Genomic DNA, 26,919 nt, shown 5'->3' on the forward strand with positions numbered 1-26,919 from the left:
CCCCCCCCCCCCCCCCCCCCCCCCCCCCCCCCCCCCCCCCCCCCCCCCCCCCCCCCCCCCGCCCCCCCCCCCCCCCCCCCCCCCGGCGGAGGGGAGCCGGTCAGCCCCGGCGGGCGGCGTTGGCCTGCACGGCGGTGCTCACCCACTGCGCCAGGCCCGGCGTCACCGCCTCGTAGGTGGCGGTGAACCGCTCGTCCTCGACGTACATCCGGCCCAGCGCCGCGTGCATCTCCGGCGGGCAGTCGTAGAACCAGCGGCAGATCTGCTGCCGGGCCTCCTCGGCCAGGTCCATGGCCTGCTCCGAGTCGGCGGCGACCCCCGCCTGCACCGCCGCGGCCATGCGCCGGTTGAGGTCCTCGCCCTCGGCCTTGATGCGGACCCAGTCCTCCTTCGTGTAGGCCGCGGTGCGCCGCGAGGACTCGCGGTAGGCGTCGGTGTCGCCCCAGCGCTCCTGCACCTCGGCCTCGTAGCGCTCGGGGTCGTGCTCGCCGAACACCTCGAAGCGCTCCTGCGGGGTCAGTGAGATCCCCATCTGCCTCGCCTCCATCTCCTTCTCGACGGCCGCGACCATCGCCCGCGTCCGCTCCAGCCGGTCCCGCAGCAGCCGGTGCTGCCGGCGCAGGTGCGCGGCGGGGTCGGCGGACGGGTCGTCGAGCAGGGTCGCGACCTGATCGAGGGGGAACCCGAGCTCGCGGTAGAGCAGCACCTGGTGCAGCCGGTCCAGGTCCGCCGCCGAGTAGCGGCGGTAGCCGGCGGCGGTGCGTCCCGACGGCGAGAGCAGGCCGATGCGGTCGTAGTGGTGCAGCGTGCGCACCGTGACCCCGGCCAGCGCGGCCACCTCTCCGACGTTCACGCGGGTTCCTCCTCCCTGACGGCGACGAGTCCACAGCCTGACGCTGCGTCAGGGTCAAGCGCGATCTCCGGACGGCGGCGCACCGGTGTCTGGGCGAGGATGCCGGGGTGGCCGCTGAGGACGTCTCGCCCGAGGACCCCTTCCCCCGGCAGCGCGTGCCGGTGCTCGGCACCGAGATGGCCTACGTCGACGTGGGCGAGGGCGACCCGGTCGTGTTCCTGCACGGCAACCCGACGTCGTCCTACCTGTGGCGCAACGTCATCCCGCACGTGCAGCACCTGGGCCGCTGCATCGCCCCGGACCTGGTCGGCATGGGCGAGTCGGGGAAGCTGCCGCACCCGGAGCGGGGCACCTACTCCTTCGCCACCCACGCCGAGCACCTGGCCGCGTTCCTCGAGGCGGTCGGCGTCGAGCGGCGGGTGACCCTCGTGCTGCACGACTGGGGCTCGGCGCTGGGCTTCGACTGGGCCCGCCGCCACCCCGAGGCCGTCCGCGGCCTGGCCTTCGCCGAGGCCATCGTCACGCCGATGACCTGGGCCGACTGGCCGGCCTCGGGCCGGAAGATCTTCCGCACCATGCGCGGCGACGACGGCGAGACCGTCGTGCTGGACAAGAACGTCTTCGTCGAGCGCATCCTCCCCGCGTCCACCCTGCGCGGGCTGACGCCGGAGGCGCACGAGCGCTACCGGCAGCCCTTCGGCACCCCCGCGGACCGCTGGCCCACGCTGGAGTGGCCGCGGCAGATCCCGCTGGAGAATGTGCCGCCGCGGGTCCGCGACGTCGTCGCGCAGTACGGGGTCTGGCTGCGCGGCAGTGCCGTCCCCAAGCTCTTCCTGAACGCCGAGCCCGGCTGGCTGCTGGTCGGCAGGCCGCGGGCGCTGGTCCGCAAGTGGCCGTCGATCACCGAGGTCACCGTGCCCGGCGCGCACTTCGTGCCCGAGGACTCGCCGCACGCCGTCGGCGAGGCGCTGGCCGAGTGGATCCCGACGCTCCCGTGACGCTGTCGGGTCCGTTCAAGACGGCGCCGTCCCGGCGGGGCAGGGTGGGCGCATGGCGATCACCGACGGCCGTCCCGACGGCTACACCTCCCTGACCCCGTTCCTGGTCTGCTCGCCCGCGGCCGAGGCGATCCGCTTCTACGAGGAGGTCTTCGGCGCCACCACGGTCAGCCGGATGGACGCCCCCGACGGCACGGTCGCCCACGCCGAGCTGCAGTTCCCCTCCGGCCGGCTGCAGCTGTCCGACCCGAACCCGCAGTACGGCCTGGTGGCGCCCACCGGGCAGGCCGAGGACCGGGTCAGCGGCTCGACCTGCCTCTACGTCCCCGACGTCGACGCCGTGTTCGCCGCCGCCGTCGAGCGGGGCGCGACCGTGCGCGAGCAGCCGGCCACCTTCGTCACCGGCGACCGGTTCGCCTCGGTCCACGACCCGTTCGGCCACCGCTGGGCGGTCATGACCCGGGTCGAGGACGTCAGCCCGGAGGAGGGGGAGCGCCGCCTGTCCGAGTGGGCGTCCTCCGGCGGGCTGGAGGGTTAGGCCCGCCCTGCCGGCATCCTCGCCGTCAGCTGGGGCAGTAGTACTCGCGGAGGTCCACGTCGAGCGACGGGTGCGGGCCGCGGGTGCGGGAGACGGTCCCGTCGGGGTCGAACTCCACCCACCCGGCGTCGAGCAACCGCACACCGCCGTCCGGATCGAAGAGCTGGATCGGCTTGCCGACGACCCGGCGGGTGCCGTCCGCCGCGATGAAGGTCGTCCCCGCTCCCTTCTCGACCGGCACCCGGGGGTCCTCGGGGACGAAGGTGCGGACGACGTGGACGGTCTCGGAGCCGTCCGGGTACACCGTCGAGGACCAGCGCTGGGTCAGCGTGGTCCGCGTGACGATGCCGCAGAGGTCGAGGATGAACTCGTCGTCGAAGGTGTCCACGAAGCTGCCGCGCTCGATCACGGGCGGAGCAGCGGAGGCGGCGGTGGCCGGCACCGTGGTGAGACCGAGGGCGGTCGCGATCACGAGGCTGCAGGACGCGGTGCGGTTCATCGTTCCTCCCGGACGGCGGTGGGGACGCGCCGGACGCTAGGGAGGCGCGGCGCCGCGCAGTAGGGAGCCAGCCCGGTCCGGAGGGGAGGGTTTTCCCTGACCACAGGGGGAAGTCGGCGTGCGATGCTGCCGTCGTGCTCGCCCGTGGGCCGTCGAGGCGCCGGCTGGCGGCAGCCGGCGCGGCCTCGTTCACCGCCGTCACCGCGGCGGTCGGGGCGTCGCAGGGGGCGCCCGCCCGGTTCCTGCTGCTCGACACGGGCCTGGGTCTGCTGTTCGTCGCGGCCGGGCTGGTCGCCTGGGAACGACGGCCCGAGGTGCGGACCGGTCCGCTGCTGGTCGCCTCCGCCGTCCTGTGGTCCGTGGGGTCCTACGCCCCGGCGGGCCTGGTGCCGTGGGCGGTGCTCGGGTTCGCCTTCGAGCGCTACTACGACCTGCTGCTCGCGTTCCTGACCCTGACCTTCCCGGACGCCCGCCTGCGGCGGTGGGACCGGATCGTCCTCGCCGCCCTGGCCGCTGGGTACCTGGTCCGGACCGCGTCCAGGCTCCTCGTGGGCTGTCCCTGCACCGGGTCCGAGAACCCGTTCGCGGTGGTCGAGCACCAGGTGCTCTTCGAGCAGGCACAGCTGTGGACGAGCGCGCTCGTCGTGCTCGCCTCGCTCGGGGTCGTCGTGCGGGCTCTGCGGCGCCTCCGCTCCGCCGCCCCGGCGGCACGGCGGATCCTGCGGCCGGTCGTCCTCGCGGGCACGGTGGCCGCGCTCGTGGCCGCCTACGACGCCGCGGAGATCGTGGCCCTGGTGCTCGGCCGGTACCCACTGCTGCCGTTCGAGGAGCCCTGGCGGGAGATCGCCGCGTGGACGATCCTCGGTGCCGTCGCCCTCGTGCCGCTGGGTTTCCTGGCCGGCGCCCTGCGGCTGCGCCTCCGGCGCGGTGCCATCGCCCGGCTGGCCCTCCAACTGGACGGCGGAGCGGATCCGCGCCGGCTGCGCGACGCGCTCCGGGTGGCCCTGGGTGATCCCGCCCTGCGCCTGTACCTGCGGGAGCCGACGGGCACGTGGACGACCTCCTCGGGGCAGCCGACCGACCTCCCCCCCGAGGACCACCGGACCGCCCGCACGGTGCTGGCCGGCCGGCACGGGCCCGTCGCCGCCGTCGTCCACGACCCCGCCCTGCGCGAGGACCCCGGGCTGGTGGCCGCCGCCACCGCCGTCCTCCGCCTGGCCGTCGAGAACGAGCGCCTGACCGAGGTCGACCGTGCCCGGCTGGAGCAGGTCCGGGCGTCGCGCGCCCGCCTCCTCGAAGCGGGGGACCGGGAGCGCCGCCGCATCGAGCGGGACCTGCACGACGGGGCGCAGCAGCGGCTCGTCGGCGTGGCGCTGTGCCTCCAGCAGGCCAGGGACGCCGCCCGGGCGGCCGGTGCCGGCACCGAGGTCGTGGGCCGCCTCGACGAGGCCGCCGAGGAGCTGCGGGCCGCGGTGGTCGAGCTCAGGGAGCTGGCGCGCGGCATCCACCCGACCGTCCTGACGGAGGAGGGACTCCGGCCCGCGGTGGCGGGGCTGGCCCGGCGCGCGGCGGTGCCCGTCGACCTCGACGTCCGGTGCGGCCGGCTCGACGCGGGGGTGGAGGCCGCCGCCTACCACGTCGTCGCGGAGGCGCTGACGAACGTGACGAGGCACGCCCGCGCCAGCGGCGCCGCCGTCTCCATCTCCCGGGACGCCGGGCACCTCGTCATCGAGGTCACCGACGACGGAGCCGGCGGGGCCGACCCCGCGCGCGGATCGGGGCTGGAGGGCCTCACCGACCGGTTGGACGCGCTCTCCGGCAGCGTCCGGGTGGTGAGTCCCCGGGGCGGCGGGACGCGGCTGCGGGCGGAGATCCCGTGCGGGTGATCGTGGCCGACGACTCGGCGGTGATCCGGGCCGGTGTCGTCCGCATCCTGGCCGGCGCCGGGATGGACGTCGTCGCCGAGGCCAGGACGGCCGGTGAGCTGCTCCGTGCGGTGGCCGACCTCCGGCCGGAGCTGGCCGTCGTCGACATCCGGATGCCTCCCGGGGGCAGCGCGGGACTGCACGCGGCGGTGCAGGTCAGGGACCGGTACGACGGCGACGTCCGCGTCCTGGTGCTGTCGCAGTACCTGGAGCCGGACTACGCCCTGCGCCTGCTCGGGAACGGGGTCGGCGGTGTCGGCTACCTGCTGAAGGACCGCGTCGCGGAGGGCGGCCAGTTGGTCGAGGCCGCCCAGCGCGTCGGTGCCGGCGGGACGGCCGTCGACCCGGCCGTCGTGGAGGAGCTGGTCCGGACCCGGCGGCGGCAGGACCGTCTCGTCCGCCTGACCGGCCGGGAGCGGAGCGTCCTGCGCCTCGTGGCGGAGGGGCGGTCCAATCGCGCCATCGCCGAGCGCCTGGAGGTCGCGGTCAAGACGGTCGAGGGGGTGATCGCCGCCGTCTTCGCCAAGCTTGAGCTCGAGCCGGGACCGGACGACAACCGCCGGGTCCTCGCGGTCCTCGTCCACCTCGACCACAGCCTGCCGGCCCGGCGAGGGAGCGGGCCCTAGTCGAGGGCGCGGCGGCGGAAGCCGACGAGGCTCAGCACGCCGAACACCGCGAGGAACCCGGCCAGGGCGAGCGCGCACACCGGCAGCGGCAGGTGCGGCACGTCCGGGGTCATCTCTGCGCGCAGCGCCTCGCTGAGGTAGGTGAGCGGGTTGACCGCGCACACCACCTGGAACCAGCGCAGCTGGTCCAGCGCCGGCCACGGGAACTGGGTGGAGCCGGTGAACAGCAGCGGGGTCAGCACGACGGCGAACACGACGTTGATCCGGTTGGGCCGCACGAAGGTGCCCAGCACCATGCCCATCGCGGCGCCGACCAGCGAGCCCAGCACGAGGAAGGCCGCCAGCAGCGGCACGTCGCCCCACGTCACCGGCAGCGAGCCGAGCACCCACCAGCCGATGGGGAACATGACCACCGCCGCCACCAGCGCCCGCGCCGTCGAGAAGACGATCTTCTCGACGGCGACCAGCGCGGTGGGCAGCGGCGCGAGCAGCCGGTCCTCGATCTCCTTGGTGAACGAGAAGTCGATGACCAGCGGGAAGGCGGTGTTCTGCAGCGCGGTGAGGAAGGCCGCGAGCGCGATGACCCCGGGCAGCAGCACCCCGGAGTAGGCGGTGGAGGCGAAGCCGAGCTCGACGAGCACCTTGCCGAAGACGAACAGCAGGAACACCGGCTGCAGCACCACCTGCAGCAGGAACGGCACGAACTCGCGGCCGGTGACGAACAGGTCGCGCCACAGCAGCGCGGTGAAGGCCCGCCCCACGTCCGGCCGGGTCGACCGCGGCGGCGCGAGCACGGCCGCGGCCCGGCCCGTGGCCTCGGTGGTCATCGCAGCTCCCGTCCGGTCAGGCTGAGGAACACGTCCTCCAGGCTCGGCTCGCCGATCCGCACCCCGGTCAGCCGGGCGCCCCGCGCGGTCAGCGCGTCGGACACCGGGCCGACCGTCGAGGCGGCGTCGGCGGAGAGGTAGAGCCGGGCGCGCAGGCCCGCGGCGTCGGCCACCGGCTCCACCCGCTCGGTCTGCGGCAGTGCGCCGAGTGCGGCCAGCACCGCCTCGTCGCTGTCCGCGGGCGCCCGCTCGACGTCGACCTCGAGCGTGGCGCTGCCCGGCAGCGACCGGGTGAGCGCGGCCGGGGTGTCCAGCGCGAGCAGCCGGCCGCGGTCCATGATCCCGACCCGGTCGGCCAGCGCCGCGGCCTCCTCCATGTCGTGCGTGGTGATCACGACCGTGACGCCGGTGTCGCGCATCTCCCGCACCCGCTCCCACACGAACAGCCGGGCCTGCGGGTCCAGGCCGGTGCTCGGCTCGTCGAGGAAGACGACCTGGGGGGCGTGCATCAGTGCCCGTGCGATGAGCAGCCGCTGCGCCATGCCGCCGGAGTAGTCGTCCACCCGGTCGCCGCCGCGGTCGCCGAGGCCCAGCCGCTCGAGCAGCTCGTCGGCCCGGCGGTTGCGCTCGGCGCGCCCGACACCGTGGTAGGCGGCGTGGAAGACCAGGTTCTGCCGGGCGGTCAGCGACCGGTCGAGGTTGGAGCGCTGCGGCACCACCGACAGCCGGCTGCGCGCGGTGACCGGGTCGGCGGCGACGTCGACCCCGGCCACCCGCGCGGTCCCGCCGGTGGGCAGCACGCGGGTGGTCAGGACGCCGATCGTCGTGGTCTTGCCCGCGCCGTTGGGGCCCAGCAGCCCGAAGACCTCACCGCGGTCGACGGTGAACGACACCCCGTCGACGGCGTTCGCCGGCCGGCCCGGGTAGCGCTTGACCAGCTCGGCGACCTCGACCGCGGCGTCCATCGACGGCGATGGTGCCACCTCCTGCCGACGGTGCCGCCGCCGTCACGCCGGGGGCGCGGCCGCCGCGGTGCGGGCGCCGTCGACGGTGGGGGCGGAGCCGTCGCCGGGCAGCGTGTGGTTGCCGAACGTGCGGAGCCGGGGTGCCCAGCGGCGCATCGCCGACCGGTGCGGGTCGGTGCGGGCGAAGGCGCGGACGGCGGCCTCGTCGTCCCACCAGGACACGGTGGTGGAGGTCCGGGCCAGCGGCTGGGCGCGCAGCAGCAGCGAGCGCGCGCCCGGGGAGGCGGCCACCTGGCGACGGATCGCCAGCGCCGAGGCGAAGAACGCCGGGACGTCGGTGAACCGGCGCAGCCGCAGCTCGGTGAGGAGGACGACGCCGGGGCCCTCGACCGCGCGGCCGGCGGTCCAGGGCAGGTCGGGGATGGCGGGCACGGGGGTCCTCCTCGGCGACTAAACAGGTGTAAAGCCACCGTAGACCCGCGACTTAACGCGTGTAAAGTGCGATTCCGTGTCCCGCGACCTCCGCAGCGACCTGCTGACCGCCGCGGCGACCCTGCTGGAGCGCACCGGCTCGGCCGACGCGGTGACGCTGCGCGGGGTCGCCCGGGAGGCCGGGGTCAGCGCGCCCGCCGTCTACGGCCACTTCGCCGACCTCGACGCCCTCCTCGACGCCGTCGTCGAGCGGGGGTTCACCGAGCTGGTGGCCGGGATCGCCGCGGCCACCGACGGCGTCGCCGACCCCGTCGACCGGCTGCTGGCCGGCTGCCGGGCCTACGTGCGCAGCGGGCTGGCCGCTCCGGGCCGCTACCGGGCCATGTTCGGCAGCCGGCAGGTGCCCGCGGGGGACCGCGCCTTCGCCGTCCTGGTCCGCGCCGTCACCGCCTGCGTGGAGGCCGGCCGGTCGGCCAGCACCGACCCGCGCGCCGACGCCGCCCTGGTGTGGACGGCGCTGCACGGGCTGGTGACGCTGTGGGCGGGGAGCCGGGCCCGGCCGTGGGCCGACCCCGAGGAGCAGGTCGGCGCGCTGGTGACGCGGCTGGCGCTGGTCCCGCCCGGGGTCAGCGGCGCGAGCGCTTGACCGCGTACATCGCCGCGTCGGCCCGGCGCAGCAGCGCGTCGGGGGTGTCGCCGCGCCGGGAGAGGGTCACCCCGGTGCTCGAGCGCAGCGGCGGGCCGCCGTCGGCGGGGTCGCCCAGGGCCTGGCCGATCCGGCCGGCGAGCGCGTGCGCCGCCGCGGTGGTGGCGGTGCCGGGGCACAGGACGACGAACTCGTCGCCGCCGATGCGGGCCACGGTGTCCCCCGGGCGCACGACGGCGGTCAGCGTGCGCGCCGTGCGCAGCAGCGCGGCGTCGCCGGCGGCGTGCCCGAGCGTGTCGTTGATGGTCTTGAAGTCGTCGAGATCGCAGTAGAGCAGCGCGACCGGCAGCCCCTCGCGCGCCTGCACCCGCAGCGCCTGCGCGATGCGGTCGAGCAGCAGCGCCCGGTTGGGCAGGCCGGTCAGCGCGTCGTGCAGGGCCGCCTCGCGCAGCCGGGCCTCGAGCTCGCCCTGCGCGGTGACGTCCATCATCGCGACGACGGCGCCGGTCATCCGCCCGACGGCGTCGACCACCCGGTCGCCGGAGGCGCGCAGCTGCCGCGTCGGCCGATCGGCCTTGGTGATCGCCACCGCGGCGTCGCGGACCCGGCCCTCGGCGAGCACGCGCCGCACGGGCAGCTCGTCCTGCGCCAGGGGCCGGCCGTCCGCGGCGGTCAGCCCGAAGGCCGCGGCGACGGCGGGGCTCGAGGTGAGGGTGTCGGGCGTCCACGCCGCGTCGAGCCCGTGCCAGGCGCGGGCGACGCGGTTGACCAGGGTGATCCCGCCGTCGGCGTCCGCGGCGACCACGCCCACGGGCAGCGCCTCCAGCAGTGCGCGGGTGAAGGCCTCCGAGCGGCCGGCGTGGGCGGCGGCGGTCTCCGCCTGGTCGCGCGCGGCGGCGTTGGCCACGGCCAGGTCGGCGAGCGCGCGGGCCTGCCGGCGGCGCTGGAAGAGCGCCACCACGACCGAGGCCAGGTCGGCCAGCCGCTCGCCGGCGTCCGGGGCGAAGGCGTGCGGGGCCTCGTCGAAGACGCACAGCGTGCCCACCGTCGCCCCGTCGAGGACGAGGGGGGCGCTGGCGTAGGCGCGCACCCGCGCGCGGCGGCCGTCGACCCACGGGTTGTCGGCGAACGCAGGCACGCTGGCGAGGTCGTCGTACACCGCCGGCCGCGAGGTGCCGGCGGTCGTGGTCGCGCACAGCGACTCCTCGCGCGGCGTGCTCGCCCCGGTGAAGCCGTGGGGCGCGAGCTGGTGCTGCCAGCGGGTGTCGAGCAGGTTGATCGTCGCGCAGGGCACCCCGGTGACGGCCGCGGCGACCCGGACGACGGCGGCCAGGTCGGCGTCCTCGGTGGCGTCCAGGACACCGAGGTCGTGCAGGAGCCGGGCCTGCCGGGCACGCAGCTCGGCGAGTTCCTCGGGCGGGGTGCAGACGCGCATGGCACCGGGGATCGGCCCCGCCCGGGGCCGGCTGCAGCGACCGGGCGGGGGCGTCCCCCGATCAGGTGAGCGCGCGCACGGCCTCCACGGCGGCGAAGACGGCGAAGACGACGAACAGCACCGCGGCGGCCCGGCGGATGAGGGCCACGGGGAGCCGGTCGGCCAGCGTCCTGCCCAGGAAGACCGCCAGGGCCGAGACGGTGAGCAGCGCGGCCCACGCCCCGAGGAACACCGACACCGGGGCGTCGAAGCGGGCGGCCAGCCCGGCGGTCGCCAGCTGGGAGAGGTCACCCCACTCGGCGGCGAAGAGCACGCCGAAGGAGATCGCGGCCGCCCGCAGGAACGACGTCCGCTCCCGGGCCTCCGCGGCCTCCCCGCCGTCCTCGGGCCCCTCCGAGGCGCTGCGCCACAGCAGCACCGCGCCGACGAGGAACAGCACCGCGACGACCCCGGCCACCAGCGCCTCGGGCAGCAGCGAGAGCAGGCTCCCGGCGGTGACGGCGATGGCCACCTGCAGGCCGAACGCGGTGCCGACGCCGACGAACACCGGCAGCGGCGGGAACCGGGTGGCCAGCACCAGGCTCGCGAACAGCGTCTTGTCCGGCAGCTCCACCGGCAGGACGAGGAGGAACGCCGTCGCGACGACGGACAGCACGATCACGGGTGGGACTCACTTCCGCTCGGCACGGCCGGGCGGGGGCGCACGCCTCCGACCGGCAGTGCGACGACTGCTCGGTCGAAGGTCTCGCCCACCCGCGCGGGGCGCGGGCCCGCTGACCGGGCGCCACCGCGGTGGCGCCAGCGTGTCGACCAGCGGACGGGGGGCTACTCCCCTTCTCGGCCGCCCACCCTAGCCGAGGGCCCGCGGTAAACCCGGTGCGCGCGGGTGTGGCTCCGGTTACGGTCCGCCCGTGCCCTTCCGTTGACGCCCGTCCCGCTCCCCGCTGCCGGCCGCCGCCCGGCCACTGGCCCGCCTGGCCGTGGCCTGGACCGCGCTGTCCGGTCTCGCCCCGGTCTACCCGCTGTACGCGCTGCTGTTCCTCGACACGGGGCTGTCGCAGGCGCAGGTGTCGGCGCTGTTCGCGCTGTGGTCGGTGACCGCCCTGCTGGCCGAGGTCCCCACCGGCGTGCTCGCCGACCGCTGGTCCCGCCGCGGCGCGCTCGTCCTCGCCGGCGTGCTGGAGGCGGCCGGTTTCGTGCTGTGGACGGTCGCGCCCGGCCTGCCGGGCTTCGCCGCCGGCTTCGTCGTCTGGGGCGTCGGCGGTGCGCTGGCCTCCGGCGCGGCCGAGGCGCTGGTCTACGACGGCCTGGCCGCCGTCGGCGCGGAGGACGCCTACGTCCGCGTGCACGGCGCGACGACGGCGGCCGAGCTGCTGGTGCAGGTGCCGACCGCGCTGCTGGCCGGGGTGCTGGTGCAGGCCGGCGGCTACGCCCTGGTCGGCTGGGTCAGCGTGGTCGTCTGCCTGGCCGCCGCGGTCCTGGCCACCCGGTTCCCCGAGCCGCCGCGCACGGCCGACGACGACGAGCCGGAGGTCCCGCTGCGCAGGGCGGTCGGCACCGCGCTGCGCCGCCCGCGCGTGCGGGTGGTGGTCGTCGCCGTCGCCCTGCTCGGCGGGCTGGACGCGATCGAGGAGTACTTCCCGGTCATGGCCCGAGACCAGGGCGTGACGACGGAGCTGGTGCCGGCCGCCGTCCTCGTCGTCGCGCTGGCCGGGGCGGCGGGTGCGGCGCTGGCCGGCCGGGCGGCGCGGCTGCCCTCGCGGGCGCTGCCGCTCCTGCTGCTGCTGTCGGCGGCGCTCCTCGCGGCCGGTGCGGCGGTGGACCACCCCGCCGCCGTCGCCGCGGTCGCGGTGTCCTACGGGCTGTACCTGGCGGTGCTCGTCGTGGGGGAGACGCGGCTGCAGGAGCAGGTGCCCGCCGCGGTGCGGGCGACGGTCACCTCGGTCGCCGGCCTGGGCATCGAGGCCGCCGCGCTGCTGGTGTTCGCCGCGTGGGCGCTGGGCGGGGCGGTCGCGGTGGCGGTGCTGTTCGTCGCCGTCGTCCCGGTGACCGCCCGCGGTCTCGCTCCCCGGGTGGTGGCCGGCCGTCAGCGCTAGAGGGGCCGGGTGGGCTACGCGGGCACCGCCGGGACGGGCGGCCGCACCGACAGCCGGGGCAGCAGGGCGTGCACCAGCGGCCCGATGGCCAGCGCGTAGAGCACGGTGGCGACGCCGAGGGTGCCGCCGAGCAGCCAGCCCACGGCCACGACCGCCACCTCGATCGACGTGCGCACCAGACGCACCGAGCGCCCGGTGCGGCGGACGAGGCCGGTCATCAGCCCGTCCCGCGGACCCGGGCCGAGGTGCACGCCGATGTAGGCGGCGGTCGCGACGGCGTTGAGCAGGATGCCGGCCGGCACGAGCGCGACCCGGACGGGCAGGGACCCCGGCTCGGGGAGGACGGCGAGCGCGGCGTCCAGGGCCAGGCCGATGACGACGACGTTGCTGACCGTGCCCAGCCCCGGCCGCTCGCGCAGCGGCACCCAGGCCAGCAGCACCAGCGCGCCGACGACGATGGTGACCACGCCGAGGGACCAGCCGAGCTGGCGGGACAGTCCCTGGTGCAGCACGTCCCACGGCATGACCCCCAGGCCCGAGCGCACCAGCAGGGCCATCGACAGGCCGTAGAGCACCAGCCCGGCGTAGAGCTGAGCGAGGCGGCGGGGTCCGGGGAACTGGCGCACGACCCGATCCTGCGACAGGGCCGGCCCGCCGATCACAGGCCAATCCGGGCGAGTGGTCTGCGCCCCGGCCCTGCCTGCGGTCCGGTCCCGGACCCCGGGAGGTGCCTTTAGCGCTACAAAGGCCCCCAGGGGGCCTTTGTAGCGCTAAAGGCACCTATCTCGCGGCGCGGCGGGCGATGCGGGCGGCGAAGACGCCGGCGGCGTGGCCGTTGTCGATGTTGCTGACGACGACGCCGGGCGAGGCCGAGGTGAGGATCGTCAGCAGCGCGCCGAAACCGCCGAACGACCCCGGCTGCCCGGTCGAGGTGGGCACCGCGACGATCGGCACGTCGGTCATCGCCCCGACCGTCCCGGCCAGCGAGGCGTCGAGCCCGGCGACCACGACCAGGCAGTCGACGTCGTCGAGCAGGGTGCGGTCGGTGAGCAGCGGCCGCAGCCGGCCGGCGCCGACGTCGTCGACGCGCACCACCTCGGTGCCGGTGACCCGCGCGACGAACGCCGCCTCGGCGGCCACCGACGCGTCGGCGGTGCCGGCGCACAGCACACCCACCCGTCCGACCGGGTCGGGGACCGGCCCGACCGCGGCCGACATCGCCGCCGCGTCGACCGTGGAGCCGGGGTGCGCGGAGGCCAGCGCGACGAGGGTGTCGGCGCTGGCGCGGACGACCAGCGCGGGCCGGTCGGGGTGCGCGGCGCGGGTCTCCCGGACCAGCGCGAGGACCTGCTCGGTCGAGCGGCCCACGCCCCAGATGACGTCGGGCTCGGCCGGCGCCGGGGGCGCGGCCGGGGGTGCGGCGGGCGCGGGCCCGGGCGTCAGCGGCGGCTCGCCCGGACTGCCCAGGGACAGCGGGGGGTCGGCCAGCAGCGGCGAGAAGCCGCCGACGGGGTCCAGCGGCGAGCTCGCCGCCGGGACCGGCCGCGCCGCCGCGGGCGGCGCCTCGTCGGGCGCGGTGCCGGGAGCGCGGGTCTGGGTGAGCGCGGACAGCGCCACGACGCGGTCGCGTCCGCTGCGCTTGGCGTCGTACAGCACGCCGTCGGCCGCGGCGAACAGCGTGCGGCGGTCGTCACCGCGGGTGGCCGAGGCGATGCCGACACTGATGGTCACCGGCACGCGCAGGCCCAGCGCGGCCCAGTCGTGGGCGGCCACGGCGCGGCGGACCCGCTCCAGCGCGTGCTCGGCCTGCTCGGCGGTGGTGTCGGGCAGCAGCACGACGAACTCGTCGCCGGCCCACCGGCACACCTCGTCGGTGTCGCGGCAGCCGGCCAGCAGCAGGTCGGCCACCGCGCGCAGCACCGCGTCCCCGCCGGGGTGCCCGACGGCGTCGTTGATCGCCTTGAACCGGTCGACGTCGACCACCGCCAGCGCCGGCGTGGTGCCCGCGCTGAGCAGCCCGTCGAGGCGCGCCTCGGCGTAGCGGCGGTTGGGCAGGTGGGTGAGGGGGTCCTCGTAGGCCTGGCGGCGCAGCTGGCCGGCGGCCCGCTCGTTCTCCAGCAGGCTCTTGCGCCGGCCGAACAGCTCCACCCAGCGGGTGCGCCGCTCGTCGACCCGGTCGAGCTCGTCGGCGAGGTAGGCCTGCAGGTAGGGCAGCGCCCGGCCGGCGTCGTCGAGCTCGGCGTGCAGCGTGCACAGCTCGCGCAGCGCCGCCCGCCGCAGCCGCGGCAGGCCGTGCTCGGTGGCCAGCGCCAGCGCCTTGGCCAGCTGCCGGTCGGCGCCCCGGCCGTCGCCCTGCCGCCGCAGCGCGCGGCCCAGCGCCAGCATCGCCGAGGCCAGCAACGCGCGGTCGCCCCGGGCGCTGGCGGTGCGGACGGCGGCGCGCAGCGGGCCGGTGGCCGCGGCGTGCTCGCCCAGGCCGACCAGCGCCCAGCCGTGCACCACCTGCGCGGCGACGACGCCCGCGGCGTCCGGCGGCAGCTGGGCCAGCGCCTGCTCGGCGAGCTCGCGCGCCTCGGCGAAGCGCGGCCGCGCGGACGCGGGGTCGCCGTCGTCGAGGAGGGCCTCGCCAAGCTCGGCGCACAGCTCGCCCAGGCAGGTGGCCGCACGCGCGACGAGCACGTCGGGGTCGTCGGGACCGAGGACGCCGGCCCCGGCGGCCGCGGTCGCCGTCTCCAGGGCGCGGCGCTGGTAGTCCAGCGCCAGCGGCATCAGCTCGAGGTCGGCCAGGACGCCGGCGAGCGTGCCCAGCGTGTCGACCAGCAGGGCGCTCGGCGGCAGCCCCGGGTCGAGCAGGCTCGCGGCCTCGACCGCCTCGTCCATCGCGGCGTCGATCCGGCGGGAGAGCAGCTCGATGCGGGCGTGCCGGGCCAGCCCCGCGGCGCGCTGCAGGTCGTCGTCGCTGGCGTCGAAGGCGGCCTTGGCCGAGCGCACCAGGGCGATCGCGAGGGCGGCGTGCGCGGCCGACTCCGACCGCGGGTCGCCGTCCCCGCCGACCGGCCCGGCCGCCGCGCCCACCCCGCGGTCGAGCACGTCGGCGACGCCGGCGTGCAGGTCGAGCGACTCGGTGACCCCCGGCGCGTCGAGGGGCTCGCCGACCAGCGTGAACCCGGCGACCCGCAGCCGGCGGACCAGCAGCTCGGCGCGGAGGGTGTCGGCCCAGGCGCGGCCCAGGCCGGACGTGTCGCCGTCGGGGGTGTCCGAGGGCGCCGCGTAGGGCGAGGAGGGGTCGGCGACCGAGAGCAGCCGCTCGGCGTCGTCGAGCTGCCAGTTGGCGAGGGCGGCGGTCACCCGGTGGTGCAGGGCTCCCGGTGGCACCAGCGCACTGTGCACGTCGTCCGCGGGGGAGTCGAGCGCTGGGGCACCGGCACGCCGGGGGCCGTCCACCCCGTCGTCCGTCCCGTCACTGGCGCCCCAGGCGGGCCGCTGCGTCACGCCGACGCCCCGTCGAGGTCGTCGAGGTCGGCGCTGCCGTCGGGGTCGTCGACGAGGCCCGGCGCGCGCACCCGGTTGCGCCCGCCGCGCTTGGCGGAGAACAGGTGCAGGTCGGCGGTGTCGAACAGCGCGCGCCAGCCGGCCGGCGCGGCGCGGTCGTCGGCGGGCGCCGTGGCCACCCCGATGCTCACGGTGATCGGCTCGGACAGCGGCAGGTCGCCCCAGTCGGCGTCGGCGACGGCGGCCCGCAGCCGCTCGGCCGCGGCCAGCGCCTGCGCCGGGGTCGACGACGGCAGCACCACGAGGAACTCGTCCCCGGCCCACCGGTAGACCTCGTCACCGGCCCGGCTGTGGTCGCGGAGCAGCGCCGCGACCCGCCGCAGCACCTCGTCGCCGTGCGTGTGGGAGGTGTCGTCGTTGACCTCCTTGAACCGGTCGACGTCGACGACGGCCAGCGACAGCGGCTCGGCGCCCGGCCGCAGCCCCGCGAGACGGCGCTCGGCGCTGCGCCGGTTGCCCAGCCCGGTGAGCGGGTCCTCCAGGGCGTGCCGGCGCAGGACGGCGGCCTGCCGCTCGGTCTCGCGCAGCCGGCTGCGCCGCACGAACATCTCCGCCCACAGCTCCCGGCTGCGCGCGTGCGCCCGGCCGGTGTCGGCGCGGTAGGCCTCCAGCCAGTACAGCGCCTCGGCGGGGCGGCCCATCGCCGCGGTGGCCTGGCCGAGCTCGAGCAGGCACTGCCGGTAGCGGCGGCGGTCGGCGGAGGCGGCGAACGCGCCGGAGGCGTCGACGAGCAGGTCGGCGGCCTCCTCGCCGCCCCCGCCGCCGGTGTTGGCCTGGGAGAGCCGGGTCAGCAGCCGGGCCAGCGCGAGGTCGGCGAAGCCGCGCAGCCACGTGCTGCCGGTGCGGTGGACCCGCCGGTGCACCGACCGCAGCGGGCCGAGGGCGTCGTCGAGATCGTCGTGGCAGGACAGCGCCCACGCCTGGACGACGTCGAGCAGGTCCTGGTCGCCGGGCTCGGGCTCGACGGCCAGCGCCCGGGCGTCCTGCGCCGCGGCGATCGCGGTGCCGGCCAGCTCGCGGGCCCGCCCGGCCTGCCCCCGGCGGCGCAGCGTCTGCGCCAGCTCGACGTTCTGCTGCGCGCACAGCCGCAGCAGCTGCCAGCGGTCGACGAGGTCGGGCAGCCGGGCGGCGACGGCGTGGCCCTGCTCGGCCTGGGCGACGGCGAGCTCCTCGAGGTCGAGCGCGGTGAGGGTGAGCGAGAGCCACAGGTGGGCCTGGTGCAGCGCGCGCGGCGGCTCACCGGGAGCGGGGTCGGCGGCGGTGACCTGCTCGGTCAGCAGGCTGGCGTCGACGGCCAGCAGCATCGCGGTGTCGAGGTGGTCGGCCGCGGCCTCGACGTGGGCGAGGTAGGCCAGCACCAGGGCCGTCGACGCCGAGGCCGGGCACGCGCCGAGGGCCTCGCGGGCGGCAGCGGTGCCGGCCGCGACGGCGTCCCGGTCGCCGTCGACCAGCCCGCGACGGGCCGCGAGCGCCCCGCGCCAGGCCGCCCAGCCGGGGTCCCCGACGGCGGCCAGCGCGGCCTCGGCGTCGTCGAGCTCGGCGCGGAACGCGTCGGCGTCCTCCCGCGAGCTGGCCGCCAGGAGGCGTCGGAGCGCAGCGTCGAGGTCACCGTCGGTGAGGGCAGCAGGGCTGGGGGGCACGCATCCCTCCTCCTCGACACCGGACGTCCGGCCACGGCTCGACCGGCGGCGAGGCGGTCCTCCCCGGACGGGACCGGGGATCCCCGTCCGACCGCACTACCCTCGTCGGGTGCTGCAGACCCCTCCGACGCGGTTCGCCTATCTCGGGCCCGAGGGTACCTTCGCCGAAGCCGCGCTCAGCAGGGCCGTCGCCCCTGGCGAGGGGGTCCGGCAGCCGGCGGCGAGCGTCCCGGCGGCGCTGGCCGCGGTGCGCGCCGGCGAGGCCGACGCCGCCCTCGTGCCGCTGGAGAACTCGGTCGAGGGCTCGGTCCCCGCGACGATGGACGGCCTGGCCGAGGGCGACCCGCTGGTGGTCGTCCGCGAGGTGTTCCTGACCGTCTCCTTCGTCCTCGCCGTGCGCCCGGGCACCACCCCCGACCGGGTGCGCAGCGTGGTCAGCCACCCGCACGCGCTCGCCCAGACCGCGCGCACGGTGGCCGGCCTGCTGCCCGGCGTCCCGACCCTCCCGGCCTCCTCGACGGCGGCCGCCGCACGCGCCGTGGCCGAGGGCGAGCACGACGCCGCCGTCTGCGCGCCGATCGCGGCCGAGCGCTACGGGCTGGTGCCGCTGGCCGAGGACGTCGCCGACCACCCGGGCGCGGTCACCCGCTTCGTGCTGGTCTCCCGGCCCGGCGCGCTGCCGGCGCCGACGGGCAACGACAAGACCTCGCTGGTGGTCGTCGTCGCCGACCGCACCGGCGCCCTGCTCGACGTGCTGCGCGAGTTCGCCGTCCGCGGGATCAGCCTCACCCGCATCGAGTCGCGGCCCACCCGTGACCGGCTGTGGGTCTACTCCTTCTCCCTCGACTGCGAGGGCCACGTCGCCGAGGCCCGGGTGGGCGAGGCGCTGGCCGCGCTGCACCGGGTGTGCGAGGACGTGCGCTTCCTCGGCTCCTACCCGCGGGCCGACGGCCGCACCAACCGCCCCGTCCCCGACGAGTCGGCCGACGCGGCCTTCACCGAGGCCGGGCAGTGGCTGGCCCGTGTGCGAAACGGTGAGGTGTAGGCGAAGGCCCGTGCGATCGGCCCTCCTGCAGGGGCCCGCCGCGAGCGTGCGAGTGGCGGGGGCAGGAGGGTCCTTCGTCAGGCCGGTTCCAGCTCGCGCTCCGGCTCGGGCGCGCGCCGGCGGGACAGCGCGCTGGGCCACCACGTGCGGTCGCCCAGCAGGTGCACCGCCGAGGGCACCACCAGCGAGCGGACGACGAAGGTGTCGAGCAGGACGCCGAAGCCGACGAGGAACGACAGCTGGGTCAGGAACAGCAGCGGCAGCACCGACAGCGCCCCGAAGGTGGCCGCCAGCACCATCCCGGCCGACGTGATGACCCCGCCGGTCACTGCCAGGGCCCGCAGGACGCCGTCGCGGGTGCCGTGCTTCTCGGACTCCTCGCGAGCCCGTGTCATGAGGAAGATGTTGTAGTCGATCCCCAGGGCGACGAGGAACACGAACCCGATGAGCAGGATGCCGGGGTCGCTGCCGGGGAAGCCGAACACGCTGTCGAAGAGCAGCGCGGCCACGCCGACCGTCGCCCCGACGCTGAGCACGACGCTGGCCAGCAGCAGCAGCGGTGCCACCAGCGAGCGCAGCAGCAGGGCCAGCACCACGGTGATGACCACCAGCACGCTGGGCACGATCACCCGCAGGTCGCGGGCCGCGGTCTCGCGGGCGTCGAGGTTGGCCGCGGTGTCCCCGCCGACCAGGGCGGCCGGGTCGGCGTCGTCGAGCGCCGTCCGCAGCTCCTGGACGACGTCGATCGCCTCGGTGCTGTCGGCGGCCACGGCGAGGGTCACGTCGAGGCGGACCTGCCCGTCGACGACGGCCGGGTCGGCACCGGGCTGCGGCGGCCCGTCGGTGCCGGTGAACGGCGCGACCGAGGCCACGCCCTCCACGGCGGCCGCCGTCTCGGCCACCTCCTGCCAGCTCCCCTCCGGGGTGATGACGACGGTGGGGCTGCCGGAACCGGCGTCGAAGTGGCGGGCCAGCGCCTCCTGCCCGTCGACGCCGTTGGACTCGCCGCGGATGGCGTCGCTGAAGGTGATGCCGTCCGCGTCGTAGGTGGGCGCGAAGACGGCCGCGGCCACCAGCGCCAGCGTGCTCAGGGCCAGGACCCGCCGCGGCCGGCGGCCGACCAGCGCCGCGACCCGCTGCCAGCCGCGGCCCTCGCGCGGGCGCTGGCCGACGTGCGGGCGGAAGGGCCAGAAGGCGGCGCGGCCGAGCAGCGCCAGCGCGGCCGGCAGGAAGGTCAGCGCCGCGACGACGGCGAGCGAGACGCTGACCGCCGAGATCGGCCCGAGCCCGCGGTTGGAGGCCAGGTCGGAGAACAGCAGGCAGAGGACGCCGAGGACCACGGTCGCGCCCGAGGCCACGATCGGCTCCCACGAGCGGCGCAGGGCCACCCGGATCGCGGTGAACCGGGAGTGCTCGCGCTGCAGCTCCTCGCGGAAGCGGGCGACGAGCAGCAGGCCGTAGTCGGTGGCCGCGCCGACGACCAGGATCGCCGCGATGCCCTGGCTCTGGCCGTTGACGGTGATCAGGTCGGCGTCGGCCAGGAGGTAGGCGACGGCGTTGCCCGCGGTGAGCGCCAGACCCGCGGTGCCGATGACCAGGAACGGCAGGATCGGGCTGCGGTAGACCACCAGCAGGATGAGCAGGACCACGCCGAACGCCGCGAGCAGCAGCAGCCCGTCGATGCCGGCGAAGCCGTTGGCGAAGTCGGCGAAGATGCCGCCCGGCCCGGTGACGAAGGAGTCGGTGCCGTCGACGGCGATCGCCGCGCGGATGTCCTCGACCACGGTCACGATCTCGTCGCCGAGCTCCGGGCTGAGCGGCAGCACCGCCTGCACCGCCTCGCCGTCCTCCGACGGGATCGGCGGGGAGGCGGGCGCCACCAGGGCGCCGGCCTCATCGGCGACGGCCGTGGCCTCCTGCACCGCCTCGCCGACCGCGCCGAGCGTGGCCTGGTCGAGCGGCCCGTCGCCCTCCCAGAGCAGGATCGCCGGGATGGCCTCGGTGGGGGAGAAGGCCTGGGCGAGCTCCGCGACCCGGGTGGACTCGGCGCTGTCCGGGAGGAAGGCGGCGGTGTCGTTCTCCTGGAGCCCGGTCAGCTGGCCGCTGAGGGAACCGAGGGGGGCGGCCGCGCCGAGCCAGGCGAGGACGACGAGCAGGGGGAGCAGCCAGCGGACCCGACGGGCCATGGTCATTCCTCTCGACCAGCGATAATCTAGACGTTCGAGACATTACGGGGGTGGGACATGGAGCGCAACGACGGCCAGCGGGTGGAGGTCGCACTCCTCCTTCGGCGTCTCACCGTGGAAGTGGATGCAGTCGGGCAGCGGTTCGCCGACGCGCACGGTCTGGGCCGCACCGACGTGCGGGCCGTGGTGGCCATCCTGGACGCCACCCGCCGCGGGGAGCCGCTCACGGCCGGCGCGCTCGGCGCGGCGGTGGGCCTGAGCTCGGCGTCGGTGACCGCGCTGGTCGACCGGCTCGAGCGGGCCGGGCACGTGCACCGCGTGCGCGACCCCGAGGACCGGCGCCGCGTCGTCCTGCACATGAGCGAGCCGACCATGGCCGCCGGCGCCGCGTTCTTCGGCGGCCTGCAGCGCGACGTGGTGGGGGCGATGGCGGACATGTCCGACGCTGAGGTCGCGGTGGTCCGCCGGTTCCTCACGGCGGTGACCGAGGTGGTGGTGGCCCACCGCTGAGCGCTTCTCCAGGCATGGGAAGCTCTCCGCACGTCTCGGCGCCCGAGACGTGCGGAAAGCCTCCTGTGCCTCGGCGTTACAGGTACAGGCCGGTGGACTCCTCGATCCGCTCGGCGGCGACGGCGTGCACGTCGCGCTCGCGGAGGATGACCAGCTCCTCGCCGTGCACCTCGACCTCGTGCTGGTCCTCGGGGGAGAAGAGCACCTGGTCGCCGACCTTCACCTGCCGGACGCTCGAGCCGACCCCGCGCGCCTCGCCCCACACCAGCCGCTTGGCCACCTGCGCGGTCGCCGGGATGAGGATGCCGCCGGTCGAGCGCCGCTCGCCGTCCTCCCTGCGCAGCGACACGAGGATCCGGTCGTGCAGCATCTTGATCGGCAGTCCGCTGCCCTTGGCGACGTCGGATGGCACGCGATCACGGTACGCGGGTGCCTCAGCCCCACCCGAGCTCGTGCAGCCGCTCGTCGCTGATGCCGAAGTGGTGGGCGATCTCGTGGACGACGGTCACCGTCACCTCCTCGACCACCTCCTCGGCGGTCTCGCAGACGTCGCAGATGGCCTCGCGGTAGACCATGATCCGGTCGGGCAGCGTCCCGCCGTACTGCCAGCCGCGCTCGGTGAGCGCGTAGCCCTCGTAGAGGCCCAGCAGGTCGGGCTCGTCCTCGTTGCGGTCCTCGACCAGGACGACGACGTTGTCCAGCAGCGCCATGAGCTCGGCCGGGACCGCGTCGAGGGCATCGGCGACCAGCGACTCGAAGACCTCGCGGGGGAGCGGCCTCACCAGCTGGTCGGCAGCGGGCGGCCCTCCTCGTAGCCGGCCGCGCTCTGCACCCCCACCACGGCCCGCTCGTGCAGCTCGTCGATGGTGCGGGCACCGGCGTAGGTGCACGACGAGCGCACCCCCGCGACGATGCCGTCGACCAGGTCCTCCACGCCGGGCCGGGCCGGGTCGAGGTACATGCGCGAGGAGCTGATCCCCTCCTCGAACAGCCCGGCGCGGGCCCGCTCGAAGCCGCTCTGCGCCGCCGTCCGCGCCTTGACCGCGCGCGCCGACGCCATGCCGAAGGACTCCTTGTACAGCCGGCCGCCGTCGTCGTGGATGTCGCCGGCGCTCTCGTAGGTGCCGGCGAACCACGAACCGACCATCACGTTGGCCGCGCCCGCGGCCAGGGCCAGCGCGACGTCGCGCGGGTGGCGCACCCCGCCGTCGGCCCACACGTGCCGGCCGAGCCGGCGGGCCTCGGCGGCGCACTCCTCGACGGCGGAGAACTGCGGCCGCCCGACGCCGGTCATCATCCGGGTGGTGCACATGGCGCCCGGCCCGACGCCGACCTTGACGACGTCGGCGCCGGCCTGGACGAGGTCGCGGGTGCCCTCGGCGGTGACCACGTTGCCCGCCACGACCGGCGTCGACCCGGCCACCGCGCGCACCGCGCGCACCGCCTCGACCGCCTTCTCCTGGTGGCCGTGCGCGGTGTCGACGACGAGCACGTCGACACCGGCGGCCAGCAGCGCCGACGCCTTGCCGGCGACGTCGCCGTTGATGCCGACGGCGGCCGAGGTGAGCAGCTGCCCGGTCGCGTTGACCGCCGGGGTGTAGAGCGTCGAGCGCAGCGCGCCCTTGCGGGTGATGACGCCGACCAGCCGGTCGCCCTCCACCACCGGCGCGGCGCTGACCCGCTCACCGGAGAGCACGTCGAACACCTTGGGCAGGTCGGTGCCCGCGGGGATGGTCAGCGGGTGCTCGGCCATGACCTGGCCGAGCTGGCTGAACCGGTCCACGCCGCGGCACGCGCCGTCGGTGACCACGCCCACCGGCACGCCGTCGTCGACCACCACGACGATGCCGTGCGCCCGCTTGGTCATCAGCGACAGCGCCTCGCCGACGGTCGACGTCGGGGCCAGCGTGATCGCGGTGTCGTAGACCGGGTGGCGGGCGTGCACCCAGGAGACGACCTCGGTCACGACGTCGACCGGGATGTCCTGCGGGAGCACCGCCAGGCCGCCGCGGCGGGCGATCGTCTCGGCCATCCGGCGGCCGCTGATCGCCGTCATGTTGGCGACGACGACCGGGATGGTGGTGCCCACCCGGTCCGGCGTGGTCAGGTCGACCTCGAGCCGCGAGCCCACGGTGCTGTGGTTGGGCACCATGAAGACGTCGGCATAGGTGAGGTCGGTGGCCGGGCGGTTGCCGCCGATGAAGCGCATGGACCCCATTGTCCCGCAGCGGCCGCGCGGGCGAGGTCCCTCCGCGTGTCTCCCGAGACCGTGCTGCTCAGCGCCCGACCCGCGGCGCGGGACGGCGGGCGGACACCAGCGCGACCGCGACCACCACGGCCAGCCCGGTCCCGGCGACCAGCCCGAGCGCCGTCGCCCCGGCGCCGAGGGTGGAGACGAGCGCGCCGAGCAGCGCCCAGCCCGCGGCGACCACGTAGGCGGGCTGCCCGTGCACCCGCCAGGCGACGGCGGCAGCGGTCGCCGCGGCGCCGGCCAGCAGCAGCGCGGGGACTACGGTGCCGTCGACCAGCCGCCCGGGCAGGACGGTGGCCGTGTTCACCCAGACCGCGGCGCTGGTCCACCCGGCGTAGAGGCCGACGGTGCCGCCGAGCAGCAGGCGGGTGGTCCGGTCGGCCGGCGTCGCGACGACCGTCCGCAGGCAGACCAGCAGCGCCGCGAGCATCGCCGCGAAGACGGGGACGGTCAGGGCGGGCGCCGCCGCCGCGGCTACCAGCCACAGCACGAAGCCGACCTGCGCCAGCGACAGCGGCACCTGCACGCGGCGCCAGGGGTCCGCCGTCGCGCGCCGCAGCGGGAGGCCGTACACCGCCGCGGCCAGGCAGCCGAGGACGACCGGCCCCCAGATGGCGAAGAACGGTCCGGGCGGCACCACCACCGGGTCGCTGCCCGAGCCCTGCTCGAAGCCGGCCAGCGGCGGGGCGGCCGCCTGGGCGACGGCGGTGGCCAGCAGCAGCCAGCGTCCCCGGCTGCCGGGCGCGGGTCGGGCCACGGAGACCTCCTCCCGGACGCCTGTACCCGGTGTTCGGCCGCGCGGACCCACCCGGATGCGGGAGGCCGCCCCGCGCCGCCGGGGTGCCCGCCGCCGTGCGCTCCTACGATCGGGGGGTGATCGACCTGCGCCTGGTGCGCGAGCACCCCGACGTCGTCCGTGCCAGCCAACGCGCCCGCGGCGCCGACGAGTCCCGGGTCGACGCGCTCCTGGCCGCCGACGCCGCCCGCCGCGAGGCGGTCCGGCGCGCCGACGACCTGCGGGCCGAGCAGAAGGCGGCCTCCCAGGCGGTGCGCGGCGCCAGCAAGGAGGAGCGGCCCGCCGTCCTGGAGCGCGCCAAGGCGCTCGCGGCGCAGGTCAAGGAGGCCGAGGAGGCCCAGCGCGCGGCCGACGCCGCGCTGCGCGAGGCGCACCTGGCCATCCCGAACGTGGTCGCCGACGGCGTCCCGCCCGGCGGCGAGGACGACGCGGTGACGCTGCGCACCGTCGGCGAGGTGCCCCGCTACGACTTCGAGGTCCGCGACCACCTGCAGGTCGGCGAGGCCCTCGGCGCCATCGACGTGGAGCGCGGCGCGAAGGTCTCCGGGGCCCGCTTCTACTTCCTCACCGGCCCGGGGGCGCTGCTGGAGTTCGCGCTCGCCCAGCTGGCGATCACCCGCGCGGTGGCCGCCGGCTTCACCCCCGTCGTCGCCCCGGCGCTGGTCAAGCCGCACGCCATGGAGGGCACCGGCTTCCTCGGCGAGCACGACGAGGAGGTCTACCGGATCGAGCGCGACGACCTCTACCTCGTGGGCACCTCCGAGGTCGCGCTGGCCGGCATGCACGCCGACGAGGTGCTCGACCTCTCCTCCGGCCCCCGCCGCTACGCCGGCTGGTCGTCCTGCTTCCGCCGCGAGGCCGGCTCCTACGGCAAGGACACCCGCGGGATCATCCGCGTGCACTGGTTCGACAAGGTCGAGATGTTCAGCTTCTGCCGCCCCGAGGACAGCGCCGCCGAGCACCTGCGGCTGCTGGCCTGGGAGGAGGAGTTCCTCCAGGCGCTCGAGCTGCCCTACCGCGTCGTCGACATCGCCGCCGGCGACCTCGGCACCAGCGCCGCCCGCAAGTACGACATCGAGGCGTGGTTCCCCAGCCAGGGCACCTACCGGGAGCTGACCAGCACGTCGGACTGCACCACCTTCCAGGCCCGCCGGCTGGCCATCCGCCACCGCGACGCCGACGGGAGGCCGCAGCCGGCCGCCACGCTCAACGGCACGCTGTGCGCGATCGCCCGCACCATCGCCTGCCTGCTCGAGGTGCACCAGCGCGCCGACGGGTCGGTGCACGTCCCGGTGGCGCTGCGGCCCTGGCTCGGCGGGCACGAGGTGCTCACACCCGGCATGACGCTGGCCGCACCGGTGCCGCCGGCGGCCGCATGAGCGGGCCCGCGCCCCGCGCCGTCCTCTCCGGGCACGTCCCCTCCCCGGACGCCGACCGGGTCGTCGAGCCCGGCGACCTCGGGAGCTGGCGCCCGCGGCTGGTGGCCACCGACCTCGACGGCACCCTGCTCACCTCCGCCGGCGTGGTCAGCCCGCGCACCCGCGCCGCGCTGGACGCCTGCTGGGCCGCCGGCATCCCGGTCGTCGGCGTCACCGGGCGCGGGCCGCGGCTGCTCGACAGCGTCCGCACGGCGCTCGACGGTCGGGGCATCGCGGTGCTCGCGCAGGGCGGCTACGTCGTCGACCTCGAGCGCGACGAGGTGCTGCGCACCGTCGGGCTGCCGCGCTCGCAGGCCGAGGCCGTCATCGCGCGCATCGAGGCGGTCGCCGGCGACCTGATCCTGGCCGTGGAGGACGCCGCCGAGCAGGCCGAGGCGCTCGCGCCGCTGCGGGTGCAGCACGGCTTCGACTGGCCCTATCCCGAGCCGGCGCACCTGCTGCCGCGGCACGCGGTGATCCCCGAGGGCGCGGTGCTCAAGGTGTTCCTGCGCTCGTCCTCCCTCGGCCAGGACGAGCTGCTGGCCCGCGCCCGGCGGGTGGTCGACCCGGCCGAGGCCGAGGTCACCCACGCCGGGCTGGGCTTCATCGAGGTGCTGCCGCCGGGTGTCACCAAGGCCACCGGGCTGGCCGTCGCGCTCGACCACCACGGCGTCGGGCTCGCCGACGTGCTCGTCTTCGGCGACATGCCCAACGACCTGCCGATGATCACCGCGGTCACCGAGGCCGGCGGCCGCGCGGTCGCAGTGGCCAACGCCCACCCCGCCGTCCGGGCGGCGGCCGGCGCGCTCACCGGCGGGCACGACGCCGACGGCGTCGCCTCCTACCTCGAGGCGGTGCTCGCCGGTGTCTGACTGGCGCCCCCGGCTGATCGCCAGCGACATGGACGGCACGCTGCTGCGCTCCGACGACACCGTCAGCGACGCCACGGTCGCCGAGCTGCGCCGCTGGCAGGACGACGGCGTCCCCGTCGTCCTCGCCACCGGCCGGCCGCCCCGCTGGATGCACCGGATCCGGCAGGTCGTCACGACCGGCACCGCCGTCTGCTGCAACGGCGCGGTGCTGCTCGACCTCGGGCGCTTCGAGATCCTCGAGGAGGAGGCGCTGCCCCCGGCGGTGCTGGCCGAGATCACCGCCGGGCTGCGCGCCGAGCAGCCGGACACCTGGTTCGCCGTCGAGTACGGCCTGGAGTTCCGCCACGAGCCGGTGTACCGGCCGCGGTGGGACGTCGACGCGCCCGGCGTCGCCGAGGCCCCGCTGGAGGAGATGGTCGCGGCGCCCGCGGCGAAGCTGCTGGCCCGGCACGAGGACATGGACCGCGACTCCTTCGTCGCGCTGGTGGAGCGCGTGGTGGGTGACCGGGCGACGGTCACCAACTCCTCCTCCGACGCCCTCGCCGAGATCTCCGCGCACGGGGTCACCAAGGCCAGCGGGCTGGCCCGGGTCGCCGCCCGGCACGGCGTCGGCCCGGAGGACGTCGTGGTCTTCGGGGACATGCCCAACGACATCGCCGCCTTCGACTGGGTGCGGGAGGCCGGCGGACGGGCCGTGGCCATGGCCCACGCCCACCCGGACCTGCTCGCCGCCGCCACCGACGTCACCGTCGGCAACGACGACGACGGAGTCGCGACCTTCCTCTCAGCTCTGTAGACCCGGCTTGAGA

Annotated in this window: 26 protein-coding genes; 11 read left to right on the top strand and 15 right to left on the bottom strand. The window is 76.5% G+C overall.

All coding sequences use genetic code 11. The features are described from left to right. Positions 1–100 precede the first annotated feature (100 nt). Positions 101–853 carry a MerR family transcriptional regulator gene (locus ACI79O_RS19700; protein ID WP_456891971.1) on the bottom strand — a complete coding sequence of 251 codons (753 nt, stop codon included), beginning with the start codon at positions 851–853 and terminating at the stop codon, positions 101–103. Between the two features lie 107 nt (positions 854–960). On the opposite strand from ACI79O_RS19700, the gene ACI79O_RS19705 reads away from it, so the two are divergent. After that, the gene (locus ACI79O_RS19705) at positions 961–1,851 is read left to right on the top strand and encodes a haloalkane dehalogenase (RefSeq protein ID WP_456914971.1); all 891 of its coding nucleotides are present in this window, start codon (positions 961–963) and stop codon (positions 1,849–1,851) included. Positions 1,852–1,903: 52 nt separating this feature from the next. Continuing rightward, positions 1,904–2,389 (top strand): VOC family protein, encoded by a 486-nt coding sequence (locus ACI79O_RS19710; protein ID WP_456891974.1) that lies wholly within the window; start codon positions 1,904–1,906, stop codon positions 2,387–2,389. Positions 2,390–2,414: 25 nt separating this feature from the next. Here ACI79O_RS19710 and ACI79O_RS19715 read toward each other — a convergent pair whose 3' ends face one another. Continuing rightward, positions 2,415–2,888: a hypothetical protein gene (locus ACI79O_RS19715; RefSeq protein ID WP_456891976.1), complete on the bottom strand. Its 474-nt coding sequence runs from the start codon at positions 2,886–2,888 to the stop codon at positions 2,415–2,417. Positions 2,889–3,022: 134 nt separating this feature from the next. Here ACI79O_RS19715 and ACI79O_RS19720 point away from each other — a divergent pair, with 134 nt between their 5' ends. Both ACI79O_RS19720 and ACI79O_RS19725 read left to right on the top strand, forming a co-directional pair. Further along, on the top strand, positions 3,023–4,774 hold the full coding sequence (locus ACI79O_RS19720; protein WP_456914972.1) for a sensor histidine kinase: 1,752 nt from the start codon (positions 3,023–3,025) through the stop codon (positions 4,772–4,774). Then, entirely contained in the window at positions 4,765–5,439 is a 675-nt protein-coding gene (locus ACI79O_RS19725; protein WP_456891980.1) for a response regulator transcription factor, read from the top strand. Before ACI79O_RS19720 ends, ACI79O_RS19725 begins: the two co-directional genes overlap by 10 nt. Here ACI79O_RS19725 and ACI79O_RS19730 read toward each other — a convergent pair. From ACI79O_RS19730 to ACI79O_RS19740, 3 genes are read right to left on the bottom strand one after another with little or no spacing between them, the layout of a single operon-like run. Continuing rightward, positions 5,436–6,266 (bottom strand): ABC transporter permease, encoded by an 831-nt coding sequence (locus tag ACI79O_RS19730; protein WP_456891982.1) that lies wholly within the window; start codon positions 6,264–6,266, stop codon positions 5,436–5,438. The two genes, ACI79O_RS19725 and ACI79O_RS19730, sit on opposite strands and share 4 nt — an antisense overlap. Next, positions 6,263–7,231 carry an ABC transporter ATP-binding protein gene (locus ACI79O_RS19735; RefSeq protein ID WP_456876802.1) on the bottom strand — a complete coding sequence of 323 codons (969 nt, stop codon included), beginning with the start codon at positions 7,229–7,231 and terminating at the stop codon, positions 6,263–6,265. The genes ACI79O_RS19730 and ACI79O_RS19735 overlap by 4 nt, the downstream gene beginning before the upstream one ends. 42 nt (positions 7,232–7,273) lie before the next feature. Beyond that, positions 7,274–7,663 carry an antibiotic biosynthesis monooxygenase family protein gene (locus ACI79O_RS19740; RefSeq protein ID WP_456914973.1) on the bottom strand — a complete coding sequence of 130 codons (390 nt, stop codon included), beginning with the start codon at positions 7,661–7,663 and terminating at the stop codon, positions 7,274–7,276. A gap of 76 nt (positions 7,664–7,739) precedes the next feature. Here ACI79O_RS19740 and ACI79O_RS19745 point away from each other — a divergent pair, with 76 nt between their 5' ends. Then, the gene (locus tag ACI79O_RS19745) at positions 7,740–8,309 is read left to right on the top strand and encodes a TetR/AcrR family transcriptional regulator (RefSeq protein WP_456891984.1); all 570 of its coding nucleotides are present in this window, start codon (positions 7,740–7,742) and stop codon (positions 8,307–8,309) included. Here ACI79O_RS19745 and ACI79O_RS19750 read toward each other — a convergent pair. Then, complete coding sequence (locus tag ACI79O_RS19750) at positions 8,290–9,744, bottom strand: diguanylate cyclase domain-containing protein (protein ID WP_456914974.1); 1,455 nt, start codon at positions 9,742–9,744, stop codon at positions 8,290–8,292. The two genes, ACI79O_RS19745 and ACI79O_RS19750, sit on opposite strands and share 20 nt — an antisense overlap. 61 nt (positions 9,745–9,805) lie before the next feature. After that, a complete protein-coding gene (locus tag ACI79O_RS19755; protein WP_456876806.1) occupies positions 9,806–10,405 on the bottom strand; it encodes a TMEM165/GDT1 family protein in 600 nt (199 codons plus the stop codon). 319 nt (positions 10,406–10,724) lie between these two features. On the opposite strand from ACI79O_RS19755, the gene ACI79O_RS19760 reads away from it, so the two are divergent. Continuing rightward, positions 10,725–11,840, top strand: coding sequence for an MFS transporter (locus ACI79O_RS19760; protein WP_456891987.1), 1,116 nt, complete (start codon positions 10,725–10,727; stop codon positions 11,838–11,840). A 14-nt stretch (positions 11,841–11,854) separates the two neighbouring features. Here the strand turns inward: ACI79O_RS19760 and yczE are convergent, their stop codons facing one another. From yczE to ACI79O_RS19775, 3 genes are all read right to left on the bottom strand, one after another. Next, positions 11,855–12,466, bottom strand: coding sequence for a membrane protein YczE (gene yczE / locus ACI79O_RS19765; protein ID WP_456891989.1), 612 nt, complete (start codon positions 12,464–12,466; stop codon positions 11,855–11,857). Between the two features lie 154 nt (positions 12,467–12,620). Next, the gene (locus tag ACI79O_RS19770; protein ID WP_456914975.1) at positions 12,621–15,215 is read right to left on the bottom strand and encodes a diguanylate cyclase domain-containing protein; all 2,595 of its coding nucleotides are present in this window, start codon (positions 15,213–15,215) and stop codon (positions 12,621–12,623) included. A 113-nt stretch (positions 15,216–15,328) separates the two neighbouring features. Then, the gene (locus tag ACI79O_RS19775) at positions 15,329–17,032 is read right to left on the bottom strand and encodes a diguanylate cyclase (protein WP_456891992.1); all 1,704 of its coding nucleotides are present in this window, start codon (positions 17,030–17,032) and stop codon (positions 15,329–15,331) included. Between the two features lie 109 nt (positions 17,033–17,141). Here ACI79O_RS19775 and pheA point away from each other — a divergent pair, with 109 nt between their 5' ends. Further along, positions 17,142–18,077 carry a prephenate dehydratase gene (gene pheA / locus ACI79O_RS19780; protein ID WP_456914976.1) on the top strand — a complete coding sequence of 312 codons (936 nt, stop codon included), beginning with the start codon at positions 17,142–17,144 and terminating at the stop codon, positions 18,075–18,077. Positions 18,078–18,154: 77 nt separating this feature from the next. Here pheA and ACI79O_RS19785 read toward each other — a convergent pair whose 3' ends face one another. After that, on the bottom strand, positions 18,155–20,263 hold the full coding sequence (locus ACI79O_RS19785) for an MMPL family transporter (RefSeq protein ID WP_456914977.1): 2,109 nt from the start codon (positions 20,261–20,263) through the stop codon (positions 18,155–18,157). Between the two features lie 120 nt (positions 20,264–20,383). On the opposite strand from ACI79O_RS19785, the gene ACI79O_RS19790 reads away from it, so the two are divergent. After that, positions 20,384–20,773, top strand: a complete 390-nt coding sequence (locus tag ACI79O_RS19790; protein WP_456914978.1) for a MarR family winged helix-turn-helix transcriptional regulator — start codon at positions 20,384–20,386, stop codon at positions 20,771–20,773. 76 nt (positions 20,774–20,849) lie between these two features. Here ACI79O_RS19790 and ACI79O_RS19795 read toward each other — a convergent pair whose 3' ends face one another. From ACI79O_RS19795 to ACI79O_RS19810, 4 genes are all read right to left on the bottom strand, one after another. Then, the gene (locus tag ACI79O_RS19795; RefSeq protein ID WP_456876813.1) at positions 20,850–21,185 is read right to left on the bottom strand and encodes a GroES family chaperonin; all 336 of its coding nucleotides are present in this window, start codon (positions 21,183–21,185) and stop codon (positions 20,850–20,852) included. 22 nt (positions 21,186–21,207) lie between these two features. Further along, positions 21,208–21,555, bottom strand: a complete 348-nt coding sequence (locus ACI79O_RS19800; RefSeq protein ID WP_456914979.1) for a metallopeptidase family protein — start codon at positions 21,553–21,555, stop codon at positions 21,208–21,210. Beyond that, positions 21,552–22,982 carry a GuaB1 family IMP dehydrogenase-related protein gene (locus tag ACI79O_RS19805; protein ID WP_456891999.1) on the bottom strand — a complete coding sequence of 477 codons (1,431 nt, stop codon included), beginning with the start codon at positions 22,980–22,982 and terminating at the stop codon, positions 21,552–21,554. Before ACI79O_RS19805 ends, ACI79O_RS19800 begins: the two co-directional genes overlap by 4 nt. A 67-nt stretch (positions 22,983–23,049) precedes the next feature. Continuing rightward, the gene (locus ACI79O_RS19810; protein ID WP_456914980.1) at positions 23,050–23,781 is read right to left on the bottom strand and encodes a hypothetical protein; all 732 of its coding nucleotides are present in this window, start codon (positions 23,779–23,781) and stop codon (positions 23,050–23,052) included. A 116-nt stretch (positions 23,782–23,897) separates the two neighbouring features. Between ACI79O_RS19810 and serS the strand changes: the two genes are divergently transcribed. The 3 genes from serS to ACI79O_RS19825 are packed head-to-tail and all read left to right on the top strand — an operon-like array spanning position 23,898 to position 26,906. Next, a complete protein-coding gene (gene serS, locus ACI79O_RS19815) occupies positions 23,898–25,199 on the top strand; it encodes a serine--tRNA ligase (RefSeq protein ID WP_456892003.1) in 1,302 nt (433 codons plus the stop codon). Then, the gene (locus ACI79O_RS19820) at positions 25,196–26,110 is read left to right on the top strand and encodes an HAD family hydrolase (RefSeq protein WP_456876818.1); all 915 of its coding nucleotides are present in this window, start codon (positions 25,196–25,198) and stop codon (positions 26,108–26,110) included. Before serS ends, ACI79O_RS19820 begins: the two co-directional genes overlap by 4 nt. Next, positions 26,103–26,906: an HAD-IIB family hydrolase gene (locus ACI79O_RS19825; RefSeq protein ID WP_456892005.1), complete on the top strand. Its 804-nt coding sequence runs from the start codon at positions 26,103–26,105 to the stop codon at positions 26,904–26,906. Before ACI79O_RS19820 ends, ACI79O_RS19825 begins: the two co-directional genes overlap by 8 nt. The last annotated feature ends 13 nt before the right edge of the window (positions 26,907–26,919 follow it).

This window comes from Geodermatophilus sp. SYSU D00696, assembly GCF_054050235.1.